At 65.3% G+C, this 18,400-nt stretch carries 13 protein-coding genes; 7 read left to right on the forward strand and 6 right to left on the reverse strand.

Annotated elements, in window-relative coordinates; translation table 11 throughout:
* Positions 1-295: 295 nt before the first annotated feature.
* Complete coding sequence (locus tag AAG813_RS14965; RefSeq protein WP_341916476.1) at positions 296-1,195, forward strand: LysR family transcriptional regulator; 900 nt, start codon at positions 296-298, stop codon at positions 1,193-1,195.
* Positions 1,196-1,202: 7 nt separating this feature from the next.
* On the opposite strand, the gene AAG813_RS14970 is transcribed toward AAG813_RS14965, so the two are convergent.
* The 4 genes from AAG813_RS14970 to AAG813_RS14985 form a co-directional block, all read right to left on the reverse strand.
* The gene (locus tag AAG813_RS14970) at positions 1,203-1,991 is read right to left on the reverse strand and encodes an enoyl-CoA hydratase/isomerase family protein (protein ID WP_341916477.1); all 789 of its coding nucleotides are present in this window, start codon (positions 1,989-1,991) and stop codon (positions 1,203-1,205) included.
* Positions 1,988-3,226, reverse strand: a complete 1,239-nt coding sequence (locus tag AAG813_RS14975; protein ID WP_341916478.1) for a CoA transferase — start codon at positions 3,224-3,226, stop codon at positions 1,988-1,990. The genes AAG813_RS14970 and AAG813_RS14975 overlap by 4 nt, the downstream gene beginning before the upstream one ends.
* A gap of 151 nt (positions 3,227-3,377) precedes the next feature.
* A complete protein-coding gene (locus tag AAG813_RS14980) occupies positions 3,378-4,346 on the reverse strand; it encodes a tripartite tricarboxylate transporter substrate binding protein (protein WP_341916479.1) in 969 nt (322 codons plus the stop codon).
* A gap of 106 nt (positions 4,347-4,452) precedes the next feature.
* The gene (locus AAG813_RS14985) at positions 4,453-5,673 is read right to left on the reverse strand and encodes an aminotransferase class V-fold PLP-dependent enzyme (RefSeq protein ID WP_341916480.1); all 1,221 of its coding nucleotides are present in this window, start codon (positions 5,671-5,673) and stop codon (positions 4,453-4,455) included.
* Positions 5,674-5,787: 114 nt separating this feature from the next.
* Here AAG813_RS14985 and AAG813_RS14990 point away from each other — a divergent pair, with 114 nt between their 5' ends.
* The 6 genes from AAG813_RS14990 to AAG813_RS15015 all read left to right on the forward strand — a co-directional run bounded on the left by AAG813_RS14990 (position 5,788) and on the right by AAG813_RS15015 (position 14,782).
* Entirely contained in the window at positions 5,788-6,483 is a 696-nt protein-coding gene (locus tag AAG813_RS14990; protein WP_341916481.1) for a GntR family transcriptional regulator, read from the forward strand.
* An 18-nt stretch (positions 6,484-6,501) separates the two neighbouring features.
* A complete protein-coding gene (locus AAG813_RS14995) occupies positions 6,502-9,576 on the forward strand; it encodes an FAD-linked oxidase C-terminal domain-containing protein (protein WP_341916482.1) in 3,075 nt (1,024 codons plus the stop codon).
* 44 nt (positions 9,577-9,620) lie between these two features.
* Positions 9,621-10,571 (forward strand): 1-phosphofructokinase family hexose kinase, encoded by a 951-nt coding sequence (locus AAG813_RS15000; RefSeq protein WP_341916483.1) that lies wholly within the window; start codon positions 9,621-9,623, stop codon positions 10,569-10,571.
* A gap of 245 nt (positions 10,572-10,816) precedes the next feature.
* Complete coding sequence (gene ppsA / locus AAG813_RS15005; RefSeq protein ID WP_341916484.1) at positions 10,817-13,300, forward strand: phosphoenolpyruvate synthase; 2,484 nt, start codon at positions 10,817-10,819, stop codon at positions 13,298-13,300.
* Entirely contained in the window at positions 13,297-13,674 is a 378-nt protein-coding gene (locus AAG813_RS15010) for a CBS domain-containing protein (protein ID WP_341916485.1), read from the forward strand. The genes ppsA and AAG813_RS15010 overlap by 4 nt, the downstream gene beginning before the upstream one ends.
* A gap of 124 nt (positions 13,675-13,798) precedes the next feature.
* Positions 13,799-14,782: a Bug family tripartite tricarboxylate transporter substrate binding protein gene (locus AAG813_RS15015; protein WP_341916486.1), complete on the forward strand. Its 984-nt coding sequence runs from the start codon at positions 13,799-13,801 to the stop codon at positions 14,780-14,782.
* Between the two features lie 685 nt (positions 14,783-15,467).
* On the opposite strand, the gene AAG813_RS15020 is transcribed toward AAG813_RS15015, so the two are convergent.
* The gene (locus tag AAG813_RS15020) at positions 15,468-17,810 is read right to left on the reverse strand and encodes an ATP-dependent DNA helicase (protein ID WP_341916487.1); all 2,343 of its coding nucleotides are present in this window, start codon (positions 17,808-17,810) and stop codon (positions 15,468-15,470) included.
* Between the two features lie 111 nt (positions 17,811-17,921).
* On the reverse strand, positions 17,922-18,347 hold the full coding sequence (locus tag AAG813_RS15025) for a potassium channel family protein (RefSeq protein WP_341916488.1): 426 nt from the start codon (positions 18,345-18,347) through the stop codon (positions 17,922-17,924).
* Positions 18,348-18,400 lie beyond the last annotated feature (53 nt).

Below are 18,400 nucleotides of genomic sequence, written 5' to 3' on the forward strand. Positions count from 1 at the left end.
ATGGGTTGACATGGGTTGACATGGGTTGACATGGGTTGACATGGGTTGACATGGGTTGACATGGGTTGACATGGGTTGACATGGGTTGACATGGGTTGACATGGGTTGACATGGGTTGACATGGTGGCGCAGGACGGGCCACAACGCAATCAGCCATTTCAACAGCCAGTCTTCGTTTATTCCGAAGCCTTGGATTCCTTCCTGAGCCTCCTGATTTACTATTTCTCTTGGGAGGCGGCTGTTGCAAGGCTTCGTCCAAACGGAAGGCTTGAAGGACTTGCGGTAGCATGCTGCCATGCAATTCGACCTGACGGACCTGCGCCTTTTTGTGGCGACCGCCGACGAGGGCAACATGACCCGCGCCGCCGAACGTCAGCACCTCTCACTGGCGGCGGCGAGCGCGCGCATCAAGTCACTCGAGGCGCAATCGGGCCTGAGCCTGCTCTACCGCGAGGCACGCGGTGTGCGCCTGACCCCGCCTGGCGAAGCTTTTTTGTTCCATGCACGCGGGGTGCTGCGGCAAGCCGAGCAACTGCGCACCGACCTGCAGGAATACGGCGGCGGCCTGCGCGGGCATTTGCGGGTGTTTGCCAACACCACCGCGGTGACGGACTTTTTGCCGGAGATCCTGCCGGGCTTTCTGGCGGACAACCCGAAGATCAACATCGACCTGCAGGAAAAGCCCAATCCCGAGATTGCGCGCGGTGTGCTCGACGGCCGCGCCGACATCGGCATCGTGGCCGGCCAGGTCGACACGCTGGGACTGGAAGCGATTCACTTCAGCACCGACCGGCTGGTGCTGGCCACGGCGAAAAACCACCGCTTTGCGCGCCGGAAGAAAATTGCCTTTGCCGACACCCTGGACGAAGACGCAGTGGGCATGCAGTCGGGCAGCACGCTGCAGACTTTCCTGGCGCAGGTGGTCGAGCGCCTGGGCAAGCCGCTGAAACTGCGCATCCAGCTCTCGAGCTTTGACGCGATGTGCCGCATGATAGGTGCGGGCGTGGGCGTCGGCATTGTTCCGGAATCGGCCGCGCGGCGCAACCAGGAGGCCATGGGCATCGCGCTGGTGGAACTGCTGGAGTCCTGGAGCGTGCGCGAGCGTTACATCCTGGTGCGCAAGCGCGATGCGCTGCCGCGTTACGCCGAGTCGCTGATCGAGACGCTGTGCGCGCATTACCGCGATGGCGCCTGAGAACTTGCTAGGACCCCTTCCAGACCGGGCTTCTTTTCGCCACAAACGCCGACACACCCTCGCGAAAATCGTCGCTGCCGTAACAGCGGCGAATGAGATCCTCGTCGGACGGCAGCGCATGGCTGACCAGCCGGCGCAGGCCTTCCTTGCTGACGCGCTGGGTCACCGGCGCCAGTGCCGCCAGGCGTTCGCACAAGCTCGCCAGCACCGCGTCGATCTCGCCGGCCTCGCTGATCTGCGTGAGAAAACCGCAAGCCAGCGCTTCGTCGGCCATCACGATGTCGGCCAGCATCAGCATGCGTTTGACGCGGGGAATGCCGAACACGGCGCTGAGCCGCGCCAGATTCGCCACCGACAGGCAGTTGCCCAGGGTTCGGGCAATCGGCACGCCGAACCTTGATCCGGGTGTGGCGATGCGGAAGTCGCAGGCTGTCGCAATCGCCAGGCCGCCGCCTATGGTCCAGCCCTGGATCGCAGCGACGGTGGGCATGGGCAGCGACTCCAGCCGGGCGATGCATTCGTCAATCTGCTGCTCGTAGACCACGCCGTCCTCGCCGTTGCTGAAAGTCGTGAACTGCTCGATGTCGGTGCCGGCCACAAAGGCCTGGCCGCCGGCACCGCGAAAGGTCACCACGCGCACCGAGGTATCGGCCGTAAGCTGCTCACATATCTGGTTGAGCCGCTCGTACATGGACCAGGTCATGGCATTGCGTGCCGCGGGGCGGTCGAACAGCACCGAGGCCACGCCGGCGTTGATGGCCAGGTGCACGCTGCCTTGGGGGTTGGACTCACTCATGCTGCGAAGGCCCCCTGCTCGCCAAGCGCGGCCTGTTCCTCGTCGCTGATGCCGAGTTCGGCCAACACCTCGGCCGTGTGTTCGCCCAGGCGCGGCGGATGGCGGCGCACCTGCTGGGGCGTGCCGGACATCTTCACCGCAAAACCTATGTTGGGCACCTTGCCTTCGGCGGGATGGTCAATCTCCATGCGCATCTCGCGCGCCTTGGCATGGTCGCTGTCAAAGGCCTCGGGATAGGTCAGGATGGGCCCGGCAGGGATGCCGGCCTCGAGAAAAGTGCTGACCCAGTAATCCTTGGGCTGCAGGCGAAAGGACTTTTCCAGCTCCACCTCCAGCGCATGGCGGTTGGCCAGGCGCAGCGAGATGGTGGAAAAGCGCTCGTCGGCCAGCAGCTCTTCACGGCCCATGAGCTTGCACAGCTGCAGCCAGAGCTTCTGGTTGTTGGCGCCCATCACGAAGTAGCCGTCCGAACAGGCCATCGCCTGGTACGGCGCGGTCATCTTGTTCGAGGTGCCCAGCGGTTCGGGCTCCTTGCCCGTCCCCCAGTAGTCACAGATGTCCCAGACCGAAAACGCCAGCGCGGAGTCGAACAGCGAGGCATCGACATGCTGGCCCTGGCCGCTGGTTTTTGCGCCGATGAAGGCCGACAGCGTGGCATAGACCGCAAACAGCGCGCAGCCGATGTCGGCCACCGGCACACCGGCCTTCACCGGCGGCCCGCCGGGATAGCCGGTGACACTCATCACGCCCGACATGGCCTGCGCCATCAGGTCGAACCCCGGCCGGTCGGACCAGGGGCCGGTCTGGCCGAAGCCCGAGATGCTGGTGTAGACCAGGCGCGGGTTGACTTCCTTGAGCACCTCGTAGCCCAGGCCCAGGCGCTTCATTGCCCCGGGTCGGTAGTTCTCCAGCAGGATGTCGGCATCCTTCGCCAACTCTAGCAACACCTTGCGGCCAGCCTCGGACTTGAGGTTGAGCGCAACGCTGCGTTTGTTGCGGTTCATGTTCAGGAAACCCAGTGAATCGGGCCCCTTCATCTTGAAGCCCATGGCGCCGCGTGTCTGGTCGCCGCTGCCCGGCGGCTCGATCTTGATCACGTCGGCGCCCATGTCCGCCAGCAGCATGCAGGCGTAGGGGCCGGCCATCACCTGGCTGATGTCCAGCACGCGGACACCGGCCAGCGGCAGCGGCCGCGCCGCCTTGTTCGCCTGTTCGTTGGTTGACGCTTCTTTCACTCAGTAGTCCTTGTTGATGGCTGTTGCGCGGCTTGCGAAAAGGCAATACCTCCCCTCGGGATGGGAGGGGGAATGGAAATGCCGGCAGGCGGGCCGGCAGGACAGCAAGGCGCGCGGGACGCCCTGCGCGCCCCGCCGCCCCCGACATGGCTCAGGCGTCGGCCTTGACGCCGCCATCCTTGATGATCTTGGCCCACTTGATCTGCTCGGCGCGCATGAAATCGCCGAACTTCTCGGTCGAGCCGCCGCCGTCCTGGGCGCCCGAGGCGGCCAGCTTTTCCATCACGTCGGGCATCAGCATGACCTTGTTGATGTCCTCGTTCATGCGTTTGGCCATGGCCAGCGGCATCTTTGCGGGGCCGGCCAGCCCGTACCAGGTGGTGGCCTCGAAGCCCGGGAAGCCCGACTCGGCCATGGTCGGCACGTTGGCGTAAGCAGGCACGCGCTGCTGGCGCGTCTGCGCAATCGCAATCGCCTTGCCGCTTTTGACATGCGGCGTGGCGGCCGTCATGGTGTCGAAGCTGTACTGGATGGTGCCGCCTATCAGGTCGGTGAGCATCGGGCCGGAGCCCTTGTACGGCACGTGGATCGCCTTGACCTTGGCGGCCAGCATGAACATCTCCAGCGCCAGGTGCTGCGCGCTGCCGGTGCCGGCCGAGCCGAAGCTGATCTTGCCGGGGTTGGCGCGGCACAGCTCGACCAGGTCCTTCACGGTCTTGGCCGGCTGGTTCTCATTGCAGATCAGCAGGTTGGGCGTGACGCCGACCAGCACCACCGGCTGGAAGTCCTTCGCCGCGTCGTAGTTCACCTTCTGCAGCGCCGGCGTGATGGCCTGGCTGTTGATGTGGGCCATCAGCAAGGTGGCACCGTCACCGGGTTGCTTGGCCACGTAGTCGGCGGCGATGGTGCCCGAGGCGCCGGCCTTGTTCTCGACAATGACCTGCGTTTTCCACATCTCACCGAGCTTCTGGCCGATCACGCGCGCGAGAATGTCGGTGCCACCGCCGGGCGCGAAGCCGACGATGATGCGCACCGGCCCGGAGGGCAGGTTCTGCGCCAGGATCAGGGAGGGAAAGGCCAGGGCTGCGGCGCCGGCAGTGACAAGGGTTCTGCGTTGCATGGTTTGTCTCCAGTGGATAGTTATTGAAATCGTCAGAAGGAAGCGGATGCGCGGGAAAGCAGAAAAGGCAGGAAAGACAGGAAAGGAAAACGGTTGGGGGCGCCGGTCAGGCCGCCTTGCGCAGCGGCACCACCGCGGCATGGCTGGAAAAATGGTCCATGGCCGCCTGGACACCGGAGCCGGCGAGCTTGACGCCGGCGAGTTTCAGGCCCATCTCGCAGCCCGACAGCGCGGCCATCAGCGTCAGGTCGTTGCAGTCGCCGAGATGGCCGATGCGGAACATCTTGCCCTTGACCTTGCCCAGGCCGGTGCCCAGCGAACAGTCGAAACGTTCGTAAATGATCTTGCGCACCGCATCGGCGTCCACGCCTTCGGGTGTCATCACGCCGGTCAGGATGGGCGAATACACGGCGGCATCGGTACACTGGATTTGCAGGCCCCAGGCCTTGACCGCGGCGCGCACGCCCTCGGCCCAGCGCTGGTGCCGCGCAAACACCACGTCCAGGCCATGCTCGAGCAGCATGTCGCAGGCTTCGTTCAGGCCGTAAAGCAGGTTGGTGTTGGGCGTGGACGGCCAGTAGCCGGTCTTGTTCATCTCGATGATCTCGTCCCAGGCCCAGAAGGCTTTCGGCAGTTTGGCGCTCTTGCTGGCTTCCAGCGCCTTGACGGACACCGCATTGAAGCTGATGCCGGGTGGCAGCATCAGGCCTTTTTGCGAACCGCTGATGCTGACGTCCACGCCCCACTCGTCGTGTTTGTACTCGGCCGAGGCCAGGCCAGAGATGGTGTCCACCAGCAGCAGCGCGGGATGCTTCGCAGCATCGATGGCCTTGCGCACGGCGGCGATGTTGCTGGTCACACCGGTGGAGGTTTCGTTGTGCACCACGCAGACCGCCTTGATGCTGTGCTGGCTGTCGGACTTGAGGCGCTCCTCGATCAGGTCGGCGCGCACGCCGTGACGCCAGACTTCGGCGCCGGGGTCGGTCATCACCTCGGTTTTCAGGCCGATGCGCGTGGCCAGCTTTTGCCACAAGGCTGCAAAGTGGCCGGTTTCGTACATCAGCACATGGTCGCCGGCGCTCAGGGTATTGACCAGCGCGGCTTCCCAGGCACCGGTGCCCGAGGCCGGGTAAATGATGACCGGCTGCCTGGTCTGGAAAATCTTCTTGATGTCGGCCAGCACCTTCAGGCCCAGCGCGCCGAACTCGGGGCCGCGGTGGTCGATGGTGGGCAGGCTCATCGCGCGCAAAATGCGGTCCGGCACGGGCGAAGGCCCGGGAATCTGCAGGAAGTGGCGGCCGGTGGGGTGAAAGTCAAGCGTCAGCATATTTCGGGGACTCCATGAATAACCATCATTTTTTGCATACAAAATTCATTTGTCAACCGCTTTATCCCTATATTTCAATTTGACACGCCTTCTTTTTGCATACAAAATTTACCCATGACTGCTGACATCATTGCCATCCCCCGTGCCGCCCTGCATGAGCAGGTGGCGCACCGCCTGCGCCAGATGCTGGTCGAAAACCGCATTCCCCCAGGCGCCAAGCTCAACGAGCGTGAGCTCGCGGAAGTGCTCAATGTGTCACGGACGCCGCTGCGCGAAGCCATCAAGATGCTGGCCGCCGAGGGCTTGGTGGAACTGCTGCCCAATCGCGGCGCGATTGCGGTGGAGTTGACTGAAGACGACGTGCTCCACACCTTCGAAGTCATGGCCGGCCTGGAAGCGCAGTCGGGCGAACTGGCGGCCAGGCGCATCACCGATGGCGAGCTGGCCGAGATCAAGGCCATGCATTACGAGATGATGGCCGCCTACACCCGCCGCGACCTGCCCGCCTACTACCGGCTCAATGCCGCCATTCATGCGGCCATCAATGCCGCGGCCAAAAATCCGGTACTGACGGCTACCTACCAGCAGGTCAATGCGCGCCTGCAGGCTCTGCGCTTTCGCTCCAACCAGGACGGCGACAAATGGCGCGCCGCCGTGAAAGAACATGAGCTGATGATTGAAGCGCTCAGTGCGCGCGACCCGGTCGCCATGCGTACCGTGCTGGCCAGCCACCTGGGCAACAAGCTCAGCGTGGTCATCGAACAGCTGCGCGCGGCCCAATCGGCACGCCAGACACCTGCCAAGGCATGACAGCCCCATGAACGCCCTATGAACGCTCCCTTGCCCCTGAAAGTCACGCAGGAAACTGCGGCACATACTTACGACAACGTCGCCCGCATCAGCAACGAAGTGGCCGGCCGACTGGCCGCCCGGCTCGCCAGTGAAACCCGTGGCGAGGTGCTTTTTTCCGCCGCAGACCGGGGCCGCTACGCCACCGATGCGTCGATTTACCAGGTGATACCGGTCGGCGTGTTTGTGCCGCGCAGCGCGCCTGACGTCAAGACGGCGCTCGACATCTGCCGCGACATGGGTGTGCCCATCGTTCCGCGCGGCGGCGGCACCAGCCAGTGCGGCCAGACCGTGGGCGCAGGGCTGGTCATCGACCATGCGAAACACATCCGCAACATCATCGATGTGGACGTGGACAAACGCACCGCCGAGGTCGAACCCGGCATCGTGCTGGACCACCTGAACGCCACCCTGAAAAAACACGGCCTCTGGTACCCGGTCGATGTCTCCACCAGCGCGCAGGCCACGCTGGGCGGCATGGCCGGCAACAATTCCTGCGGCAGCCGCAGCATTGCCTACGGCAACATGGTGCACAACGTCCTGGGCGCCCAGGCCTGGACCTCGGACAGCCAGTTGTTGCAGCTGGGGCCCTACGCCGCCAGCAGCGGCAAGGCGCGTGAACTGGGCAACCACGTTCGTTCGCTGGCCGAGGAACTGCACCCGGCCATCAAGCGGATGTGGCCCAAGGTCATGCGCCGCGTCGGCGGCTACAACCTGGACATCTTCGACCCGCAGAGCGAGCGCCCCTACACCCGCGACGGCTCGGTGAACCTGTCGCACCTGCTGATCGGCAGCGAAGGCACGCTGGCGCTGACCAAATCACTGACACTGAAACTGGCCGAACTGCCCAGGGCCAAGGTGCTGGGCGTGGTGAATTTCCCGACCTTTTACCGCGCCATGGATGCCGCGCAGCACATCGTCAAACTCGGCGACGGCAGCCTGACGGCCGTCGAGCTGGTGGACCGCACGATGATCGAGCTGTCGCTGCAGAATCCGGCCTTTGCGCCCACCATTCGCAGCGCACTGATCGGCCAGCCCGCGGCCATCTTGCTGGTCGAGTTTTCGGGCGCCAGCAAGGCCGACCTGCTGCCCCACCTGAAACGCCTGGGCGAACTGATGGGCGATCTGCTGCTGCCCGATTCGGTGGTCGAGATGGTGGACGACGCCCCGCAGAAAAACCTCTGGGAGGTGCGCAAGGCCGGCCTGAACATCATGATGAGCCTCAAGGGCGACGGCAAGCCGGTCAGCTTCATCGAGGACTGCGCCGTGCCGCTGGAGCATCTGGCCGAATACACCGACGCGCTCACCGAGGTTTTCCGCAAATACGGCAGCAAGGGCACCTGGTACGCCCACGCCTCGGTCGGCACGCTGCATGTGCGGCCCATCCTCGACATGCGGCGCGAGGGTGCGCCCAAGATGCGCGCGATTGCCGAGGAAGCGTCCGAGCTGGTGCGCAAGTTCAAGGGCGCCTACAGTGGCGAACACGGCGACGGCCTGTGCCGCGGCGAGTGGATCCAGTGGCAGTTCGGCCCGCAGATCAACGCGGCGTTTGCGGCCATCAAGCAGGCCATGGACCCGATCAACCTGCTGAGCCCGGGCCGCATGGTCAACCCGCCGAAGATGGACGACACGCGGCTGATGCGTTTTGCCCCCGGCTACAAGGTCATCCCCATCCAGACCGCGCTCGACTGGCGCGCCTGGGACGTGCAGAACGACCCGGTCACCGAGCTGACCAGCGCACCGGGCAGCGGCGGCGACCCGGCCCAGGGGTTTGCCAAGGCCGTGGAGATGTGCAACAACAACGGCCACTGCCGCAAGTTTGACGCGGGCACCATGTGCCCCAGCTACCGCGTCACACGCGACGAACAACACCTGACGCGCGGCCGCGCCAACACCCTGCGCCTGGCGCTGTCGGGACAACTCGAAGGCATGAATGCGGCCGATGCCTTCACCAGCGACACCGTCAAGGACGCGCTGGACCTGTGCGTGGGCTGCAAGGGCTGCAAGCGCGACTGCCCGACCGGCGTGGACATGGCCAAAATGAAAGTGGAGTTTTTGCACCACTACAAGGCGAAACACGGCTACACACTCAAGGACAAGCTGGTCGCGCGCCTGCCCGACTACGCGCACTGGGCCAGCCGCCTGGCGCCGCTGCTGAACCTGCGCGACAAAATTCCCGGCCTGGCCGCGCTCAGCGAGAAGTTCACCGGCCTTTCGGCCAAGCGCACCCTGCCGCAATGGAAAAGGCAGACTTTTTTCATCCGCCCCCCGGTAAGCGCCACACGCGAGGAGGTGCTGGCTGCCAGCAAGCCGGTGGTGCTGTTTGTCGACACCTTCAATGGCCACTTCGAGTCGGACAATGCAGCTTCAGCATTGAAAGTGCTGCAAGCCGCCGGCTACACGGCGCATGTAGCTATTAAAAAGGTAGCAGACGGAAAACACCTGTGCTGCGGTCGGACCTACCTGGCCAGCGGCATGGTCGATGCGGCGAAGGCCAAGGCCAAAGAGCTGGTCGCCGCGCTGCTGCCCTTTGCCGAACGCGGCATCGCCATCGTTGGGCTGGAGCCGTCCTGCCTGCTGACGATGCGCGACGAGATGCTGGTGATGGGTCTGGGCGAGGCGGCGCAAACCATCAGCGACCAGGCCCTGCTGTTCGAGGAATTTCTGGCGCGCGAGGCCGCGACCGGCAAGCTCGACCAGCTCAAAACCAGACTGCAGCCGATCGAGCGCGCCATCCTGCTGCACGGCCATTGCCACCAGAAAGCGTTCGGCGCGGTCAGCCCCATCATCGATGTGCTCAAGCTGATCCCTGGTGCCAAGCCCGAGCTGATCGAATCGAGCTGCTGCGGCATGGCTGGCAGCTTCGGCTATGAAACCAGCCATTACGAGGTGTCGATGCAGATGGCCGAGCTGAGCCTGCTGCCCGCGGTGCGCCAGCAACCCGACGCCATCGTGGTCGCCGACGGCACCAGCTGCCGGCACCAGATCCGCGACGGCGCACAACGCGAGGCGATTCACGTGGCGGTGCTGATGGCGCAGCAGTTGCGGGCCTGAGGTCGGTGGCGGGGGCCTGGCCCCGCCGGAGTACAGTGGCGGCAATGCGCACCCCCGACATCCTGACCGTGACCATGAACCCCGCCCTGGACGTGTCAACCTCCACGGACAAGGTCACCGACACACACAAGCTGCGCTGCGCCGCCGCGCAATACCATCCCGGGGGCGGCGGCATCAATGTGGCCCGCGTCCTGCAGCGACTCGGCAGCCATTGCCTGGCGCTGTACCCGGCCGGCGGCATGAACGGGCAAAGGCTGCGCCAGTTGCTGGACCAGGAGCAGGTGTCCAGCCAGTGCCTGGCCATTGCGGGCGAGACGCGCGAGAGTTTTCATGTCCACGAAACGGCCAGCGGTCGGGACTTCCGTTTTGTCCTGCCCGGCCCTGCCTTGACCCCGACCGAGTGGCAGGCCTGCCTCGATGTAGTCAGCGCGCTCGCGGTGCCACCGCCCTATGTGGTGGCCAGCGGCAGCCTGCCACCCGGCGTGCCGGCCGACTTCTATGCGCAGCTCACGCGGCTGGCGCGTTCGCGCGGCAGCCGCGTGGTGCTGGACAGCTCGGGCCCGGCACTCGCAGCGGCGCTCGCCGAAGGCGTGTACCTGATCAAGCCCAGCCTGCGCGAGTTGCGCGAGCTCACCGGCCTGCCGCTGGAGACCGACACGCAGCGGCTGGCCGCGGCCCGCACCATCATCAGCGCCGGGCAGGCGCAGATCGTGGCGCTGTCGCTCGGCGAGGAAGGTGCCTTGCTCGTCACGGCCGAGCAGGCGCTGCGGGCCAGCGCCGTGCCGGTTCATGTTGAAAGCACCATAGGCGCGGGCGACAGTTTTGTCGGCGGCCTGGTCTGGGCACTGAGCCGGCAGACCGATCTGGCCCAGGCCTTTCGCTATGCCATGGGGTCTGCCGCAGCCGCCCTGTTGTCGGCTGGCACCGCGCTGTGCCAGCCAGCCGATGTGGAACGCCTTGCCAGGGAAGTGATCGTCACACCGGCCGGCGCTTGATCTGGCGCAAGGCGGCAGCGCCGACCGGCGTCTACCGTAGGGAAGCGCTGAACAGGTCCCCTGCGGCGCGCGATCAGCCGGGCTCGGGCGGTCTGCGGCGTTGAATTTCTTGCCAATAGCCAGCTATTGGCTGCGAAATCCGCCTTGCATCCCATCCCGATCCAGCTGCCGCGCCTCCGCAAGGACTTATTCAGCGCTTCCGTAGGCGAAAAACAGGCACAGGAGACGGCGCGCGCGCCCGGGATATGACCACACCAACCACACCCTACATCCGCTGGTTCTCGGAGCTGGGCATCGCCGATGTCCCCCTGGTAGGCGGCAAGAATGCCTCGCTGGGCGAAATGGTGCGCGAGCTCGGCGCGCAGGGCGTGCGGGTGCCCAACGGCTTTGCGGTGACGGCGCAGGCCTACCGCTACCTGCTCGACCATGCAGGCGCCTGGCCCGGCCTGCATGAGGCGCTCGACGGCCTGGACGTCAAGAATGTCGATGACTTGGCGCGGCGCGCGGCGCGCGCGCGCGAGATCGTTCAGGCCGCCCCGCTGCCCGCGGACCTGGTCGCCGAAATTGCCGCGTCGTATGCGCGCCTGCAAGCCGAATACGGCGAGAGCCTGACCCTGGCGGTGCGCAGCTCGGCCACGGCCGAGGACCTGCCCGATGCGTCGTTTGCCGGCCAGCACGAGACATTTCTGAACGTCTCGGGACTGGCGCGCCTGCTCGACGCGGTTCACCAGTGTTTTGCCAGCCTGTTCAAGGACAGGGCCATCGCCTACCGGGTCGAGCATGGCATCGATCACTTCAAGGTCCTGCAGTCGGTCGGCGTGATGAAGATGGTACGGTCCGATTGCGGAGCCAGCGGTGTGATTTTCACCCTGGACACCGAGACCGGTTTTCCCGACGTCGTGTTCATCACCGGTGCCTGGGGCCTGGGCGAGAACGTGGTTCAGGGCACGGTCGATCCGGACGAGTTCTACGTGTTCAAGCCCACGCTGAAACAGGGCCATCGCGCGGTGCTCAGGCGCAAGCTGGGCGGCAAGGAAATCCGCATGGTGTATGCCAAGGCCGCCGGCCGCGAGACCACGCGCAACATGCCAACGCCACCGGAGGACCAGGCGCGTTACTGCATCAGCGACGACGATGTGCTGGAGCTGGCCGAGGCCTCCATCCGCATCGAGGCGCACTACAGCCGCAAGTCGGGACACCCGACCCCCATGGACATCGAATGGGCCAGGGACGGCATCGACGGCAAACTCTACATCGTCCAGGCCCGGCCCGAAACCGTGGCCTCGCGCAAGCCGCTCGGCACGGTGGACACCTGGCGGTTGGATGCGAAGGGCAAGCCCTGCATCAGCGGCCGCGCGGTGGGCGGCGCGATCGCGACGGGGCGGGCGCGCGTGATCAACGACATCAGCGAACTCAACCAGTTCCAGCCCGGCGAGGTGCTGGTGGCGGACACCACCATGCCGGACTGGGGCACGGTGCTGAAGATCGCGTCTGCCGTCGTGACCAACCGCGGCGGGCGCACCTGCCATGCGGCCATCGTGGCGCGCGAGATGGGCATTCCGGCCGTGGTCGGCTGCGGCCATGCCACCACCGCCATCCGCACCGGCGACGAGATCACCGTGTCCTGCGCCGAAGGCAGCCAGGGCCGGGTTTACGCGGGCCTGCTGCCGTTCACGAAGCGCAGCATCGACGTGGCCGGCCTGGCACGGCCGCAGACGCACCTGATGGTCAACATCGCCAACCCCGACACGGCCTTCCAGACCGCGCTGCTGCCCAACGACGGCGTGGGCCTGGCGCGCATGGAGTTCATCGTTGCCGAACACATACGCGCGCACCCGATGGCGCTGGTGCACCCGGAAAAAGTCGAAGACGCGGCGGTGCGCGAGGAGATCGCCCGCCTCACACGTTCGTATGCGAAGCCGGCCGATTACTTCGTGCGCCAGCTGTCCGAAGGCGTGGCGATGATTGCTGCCGCCTTCTACCCCAGGCCGGTCATCGTGCGCATGTCCGACTTCAAGACCAACGAATACGCCAGCCTGCTCGGCGGGCGCTGGTTCGAGCCGGACGAGGCCAACCCCATGATCGGTTTTCGCGGCGCCTCGCGCTACGCACACCCGGCCTATGCCGAGGGTTTCGCGCTCGAGTGCGCGGCGATGAAACGCGTGCGCGACGAGATGGGCCTGGTCAACGTCAAGCTGATGATCCCGTTTTGCCGGCGTGTCGAGGAAGGTGAACGCGTTTTGAAAGCCATGGCAACACACGGGCTGACACGCGGTGTCAACGGCCTGGAGGTCTACGTGATGTGCGAGATCCCCAACAACGTGATCCAGATCGATGCCTTTGCCCGCCTGTTCGACGGCTTTTCCATCGGCTCCAACGACCTGACCCAGCTCGTGCTGGGTGTGGACCGCGATTCGGACATCGTGGCCTTTGACTTCGACGAACGCGATCCCGGCGTCAAGGAGATGATCCGCCAGACCATTGAAGGCGCGCACCGCAACCAGCGCCACGTGGGCATCTGCGGCCAGGCGCCCTCGGACTATCCGGAGATCGCGCAATACCTGGTGGAGCTCGGCATCGACGCCATGAGTGTCACGCCCGATACGCTGCTGAAAATCACGGTCGACGTGCTGGCCGTGGAAGCGCGGCTGGGGCGTGCACCGCGCAGTGCAGCGCAGCCCTCTTCCACACCAACCACCCTATCCACTGCAACCAGGAGCCCGACATGAGCCAGACCATTTCGTCATTGATGCACCACGAGGTGACCCAGGTCGGTCCCGACGACACGCTGCAGGCCGTCGAGGCGAAACTGGTGGCCAGGGGTCTGTCGTGGGTGCCGGTGGTCGACGCCAGCGGCGTGGTGATGGGCGTGATCAGCAGCGCCGACCTGCTGCGCGCGCATGCCGAGGGCAAAACCGCCCCCAAGGTCAGCGCGTGGCAGCTGTGCACCTACAAGCCGGTCACCGTGCGCCCGGACGCCACACTCGGCGAGGTGGCCAGGCTGATGACAGAGGGCCACATTCACCACGTGGTGGTGGCCGAGGGCAATGTCATCCGGGGAGTCGTGTCGTCGCTCGACTTCGTGCGCACCTTCGTGACCTGACGGCCCGGCAGCCGCACCGCGGCTTGCGGCCCGCCCCGGAACCGCGCCAGGTTCCTGACCGCGGCTGGCACCGTTATTGCGTCAAAATACCCACCTTTGTTTTCACCCCGAACCGGAGTCTTCCATGGTCAGCTCAACAAGCCGGTGTATCCTGAACACACTGCGCAACTCCGTCGCCGTCGGCGCCCTTCTGCTCGCGAGCATCGCGCAGGCCCAGACCGGCACCATCCGGCTGCTGGTCGGTTTTCCGGCTGGCGGCGGCACCGACGTGATTGCCCGCACGCTGGCCGACAAACTCAAGGACCAGCTGGGCAGCAACGTGATTGTCGAGAATCGCGCGGGTGCGGGCGGACAGATTGCGGCCCAGGCCCTGAAGGCGGCGCCGGCGGACGGCACGACCTTTTTCCTATCGCACGACCACACCATTTCCATCCTGCCGCTGGTGACCAAAAACCCCGGCTTCGACCCGGCCAAGGATTTTGTCGCGGTGGCCGGCTTCGCCACGTTCGTGAACGCCTTCGCCGTGTCGGGCGGCACGCCCGCGACCTCCATGAACGAGTACGTGGCCTGGGTGCGCACGCAGGGCAACAAGGGCAACGTGGGTGTGCCCGCACCCGCCTCGGTGCCCGAGTTCCTGGTCAAGCTGATCGGCCAGAAGTACGCGCTCGACCTGCAGGCCGCCCCGTACCGGGGCAGCGCCCCCATGATGGCTGACATGCTGGGCAACCAGATCGGTGCCGGCGTCGGCTCGGTTCCCGACTTCATCGAGAACCACAAGGCCGGCAAGATCCGCGTCGTGGCCGTGCTCGGCGGCAAGCGCCAGGCCGCCCTGCCCGATGTGCCGACCTTTGCCGAGCTGGGCCTGGCCGGGTTTGAAGACGTTCCCTACTACGGCATCTTCGCGCCGGCTGGTACGCCCCGGGCCACCATCGACCGCTTTGCCGAAGCCGTGGCCAAGGTCATCGCGATGCCCGACGTGCGCGACAGGCTCACAGCCATGGGCCTGAGCGTGGGCTACATGCCACCGCAACAACTCGCAGCGCGTGAACACGCCTACACCCAGACCTGGACACGCATCATCAAGGCCAGCGGATTTCAGGCGCAGTGACTGGGGTTGTGCACCGGTTCTGGCGCGCAAGCATGAGGCGAATTCGGCTTTTTCCCTTATCTGGCGGGCGCTGACAGCTATTTAATTTGTAGCATTTTTCGGTAGTCGCTGCGTCTGCGGCTCGCCTTGGACAGTAGGCGCAACTCCCCACTCCCACCCCTATCCCCTGCCCTCGCTCCGCTGGGCGATGGAGGGGGACTTCATTTGGCCGTGTGTGCTGCGCTCGCGTGCACACATCACGGCCACGTTCTCCGACATGACGCGCTGCGCGCGTCATGTCTCCCCGCATCCGCATTCGTTTCTCCCACCCGTCGGGCTGGGCCGAGGAGCGCAGCCGAAAGCGGATCAGGACGAGCGATTGTCTGAGCGAAGCGAGTTCGAGCTCGACCCCGCTTTCGGCGAGCACCGCAGGCTGCCCGCAGCGAAGCGGAGGGACCCAGACCATCGGGTCGCCTTTCTTTTGGGTACTTTTCTTTGGCGACGCAAAGAAAAGTGCCTCGCCCGCCGGGGCGAGACCCGGCTTGCTTGAAGACCCGCTGAAGCGCAAGCTTGCACAAGCTCAGCCCAAACGGTGGTGGTCCTCCAGCATGGATCCCGGATCAAGTCCGGGATGACAAGAGGGGGAACGACAGCATCCGCAACACCCTCCCCGCCCTTGTTACCGTCGCTGGCAAACCAGCAACGCTCAAACAAGGTCCGTCGAAGGTAGCCCTTGAGGCTGCGCAGCCGCCCGCGGCAAGCGCGCCTGCAGGCGTTCCACCTTCCACCAGCCCGGAAACAGCGCCCGCACCTGCGGCTGTGCGTAGCGGTCGTCAATCAGGTAGACCACGCCCTGGTCGGACTCGGTGCGTATCACCCGGCCCGCGGCCTGCACCACCTTTTGCAGGCCTGGGTACAGGTAGGTGTAGTCGTAACCCCTGCCGAAGCTTGCCTCCATGCGGTGGCGGATCTGCTCCGTCACGGGATTGATCTGCGGCAGCCCCAGCGTGGCGATGAAGGCGCCGATCAGGCGCTTGCCCGGCAGGTCGATGCCCTCGGCAAACGCGCCCCCGAGCACGGCAAAACCGATGCCACGCGTCTCGGTCGTGAAGCGTTCGAGAAAGCCGCGCTTGGCGCCTTCCTCCATGCTGCGCGACTGCTCCCACACCGGAATGGCCGGGTAGCGCGCCTTGAACAGATCGGCCAGTTGCTGCAGGTAGTCGAAGCTGCTGACAAAACTCAGGTAGTTGCCGGGGGCCGCCGCGTATTGCCGGGCCATCAGGTCGACCATGGGTGACAGCGAATGCCCGCGATGCTGGAAACGCGTGGACACGTCGTCCACCACCTGCACCGACAGCTGTTCAGCCCGGAACGGCGAGGCCACATCGATCCAGACCGTGTCCTCGGGCAGGCCCAGCATGTGGCCGTAGTAGTGCGCCGGGCTCAGGGTGGCAGAGAACAGCGCCGCCGAACGTGCCGCCGCAAACCGCTGCGACAGAAAACCCGCCGGCACGACGTTTCGCAGGCACAACACGGCGCCGCCCCCACTGCCCGCGACATCGGTGATGTCGAACAGCGAATGGGTATCAAGCAGCTCGGCCATGCGCGAAAAATGCAGCACCTCGAAGAAAAAGTCCTGCAGCCTGCCGTCGATGCCGGCCGGGTGATCGGCCAGGTGGTCCAGGATGGCGCTGGCCGTCTGCTGCAGTGCGCCGCGAAAGGCCTGCGGCACCTCGTCGTACACCTGGTAGGCCTCGGCCTGGTCCTGGTGCAGCTCGTACCAGCTGCGCTGGAGGCGGTCCAGCACGCGTTTGATGGCCACCGGCGCACCCTGCCGCGCCAGCGCCAGACGGGCCGGGTCCAGCTCGGCCGAATACATCTTGCGCGCGCGCTCGACCAGGTTGTGCGCCTCGTCGACCAGCACGCTGACACGCCACTGGTTGGCCAGCGTCTGCGCGTACAGCATGGCGTTGATGTCGAAGTAGTAGTTGTAGTCGCCGATGACCACATCGCTCCAGTGCAGCAGGTCCTGGCCCAGGTAATACGGGCAGACCCCGTGCGCGAGCGCCACCTCGCGCAGCGCGCCCTTGTCGAGCGGGCCGGCCACAGCCACGGCAGCACGCCGCGCGGCCGGCAGGCGGTCGTAAAAACCCTGCGCCAGCGGGCAGGCATCGCCGTGGCAGGCCTTGTCCGGGTGTTCGCAGGCCTTGCCCTTGGCCACCAGTTCCAGCACACGCAGCGGCAGCCCCGGCGCGCTGCGCTGGATGCGGGCCACGGCGTCCAGCGCCAGCTGGCGGCCCGGCGTCTTGGCCGCAAGGAAAAACACCTTGTCGAGCTGCTGCGTCGGGCAGGCCTTGAGCAGCGGAAACAGCGTGCCCACGGTTTTGCCGATGCCGGTGGGCGCCTGCGCCATCAGGCAACGGCCGCTGCTGGCCGACTTGTAGACGGCTTCGGCGAGGTCGCGCTGGCCAGGGCGAAAGCTCTCGTGCGGAAACGCCAGGGTCTGCAGCCCCTCGTTGCGCGCGTCGCGGTGGGCCATTTCCTGGCGGGCCCAGTCGAGGAAATGCTCGCACTGTTCTTCAAAGAACCCTTCCAGCTCGGCGGCGCTGAAGGTTTCGGTCAGCAGGGTTTCGTCCTGCGTGGCGATGTTGAAATACACCAGCGCCAGCTTGACCTGGGACAGGCCCTCATTCTGGCAAAGCAGGTGGCCGTAGACCTTGAGCTGCGCCCAGTGCAGATGCCGGTGGTTGGCGCGCATGGCCTCCAGCTCACCGCGGAAAGTCTTGACTTCTTCGAGCTGGCCGAGTTCGGGGTCGTAACCGTCGGCGCGGCCACGCACCAGCAAGTCCTTGTAGACCCCGCTCAGGCTGACTTCGGTCTGGTAGTGTGCCGGCCGCCGCATCGCCACCATGCGGTGGCCCGCCATGCCTTCGAGGGCCGACGGTGAAGGCGTGAAGCGCACATCGAGGTCGCCCAGCTTGGCCGTGAATTCACACAGCGCACGCACGGCGACAACGTAGGGCTGGTCCTTGTCGATGGTCGTCGTCATGGAAGGCGGTCTGGATCAGGCTGCAGGGCTGTATGGATAGACAGTATTGTAGCCAGCACCCGCAGGGATGGCGCGCAGCCGTATAGCGCCCTGGCGGCGCGCCTTCGGGAACTACTTGGAGTTCCAGAACTTCTGCATCTCGACAAAAAGAAAGGACGCCGTCCAGGTGATCAGCACCAGGCCGGTCAAGGACTCGATGCCCGTCAGGAAGCGCAGGTCACCGGTGGGCTGGATGTCGCCGAAACCCAGCGTGGTGAAGGTCGTGAACGAAAAATATACACAGTCCATCAGGCTGCCGTTGAAGCTGCCCGTCAGGCCGCCCCAGGACTGGGCGTGGTGCATGAAATAGTAGGCGAAGGCAAACACCCAGACCTCCACCGCATGGGCCATCAGCGCACCACCGACCCCCAGCAGGATGCGCAGGCGGTGCCGGATCTTCACCCGGGCCAGCAGCAGGGTCAGACGCAGCAGGCATTCGTAGTGAATGATCACGGCGATCGACACGACCGCAATATTGGCCAGCACCACAGTGAACACGGTTACCCTTTGAATGCTTATTGGAAAACGCGGAAGCCTTCATGCCGCCGGAG

Origin of the sequence: Polaromonas sp. YR568, from assembly GCF_943371715.1 — a bacterium.
Taxonomy (GTDB): Bacteria; Pseudomonadota; Gammaproteobacteria; order Burkholderiales; family Burkholderiaceae_C; genus Polaromonas.

Coding starts and splice junctions, on each gene's coding strand:
- AAG813_RS14965 (WP_341916476.1), top strand. CDS start 296: ATGCAATTCGACCTGACGGACCTGCGCCTTTTTGTGGCGACCGCCGAC.
- AAG813_RS14970 (WP_341916477.1), bottom strand. CDS start 1,991: ATGAGTGAGTCCAACCCCCAAGGCAGCGTGCACCTGGCCATCAACGCC.
- AAG813_RS14980 (WP_341916479.1), bottom strand. CDS start 4,346: ATGCAACGCAGAACCCTTGTCACTGCCGGCGCCGCAGCCCTGGCCTTT.
- AAG813_RS14985 (WP_341916480.1), bottom strand. CDS start 5,673: ATGCTGACGCTTGACTTTCACCCCACCGGCCGCCACTTCCTGCAGATT.
- AAG813_RS14990 (WP_341916481.1), top strand. CDS start 5,788: ATGACTGCTGACATCATTGCCATCCCCCGTGCCGCCCTGCATGAGCAG.
- AAG813_RS14995 (WP_341916482.1), top strand. CDS start 6,502: ATGAACGCTCCCTTGCCCCTGAAAGTCACGCAGGAAACTGCGGCACAT.
- AAG813_RS15000 (WP_341916483.1), top strand. CDS start 9,621: ATGCGCACCCCCGACATCCTGACCGTGACCATGAACCCCGCCCTGGAC.
- ppsA (WP_341916484.1), top strand. CDS start 10,817: ATGACCACACCAACCACACCCTACATCCGCTGGTTCTCGGAGCTGGGC.
- AAG813_RS15010 (WP_341916485.1), top strand. CDS start 13,297: ATGAGCCAGACCATTTCGTCATTGATGCACCACGAGGTGACCCAGGTC.
- AAG813_RS15015 (WP_341916486.1), top strand. CDS start 13,799: ATGGTCAGCTCAACAAGCCGGTGTATCCTGAACACACTGCGCAACTCC.
- AAG813_RS15020 (WP_341916487.1), bottom strand. CDS start 17,810: ATGACGACGACCATCGACAAGGACCAGCCCTACGTTGTCGCCGTGCGT.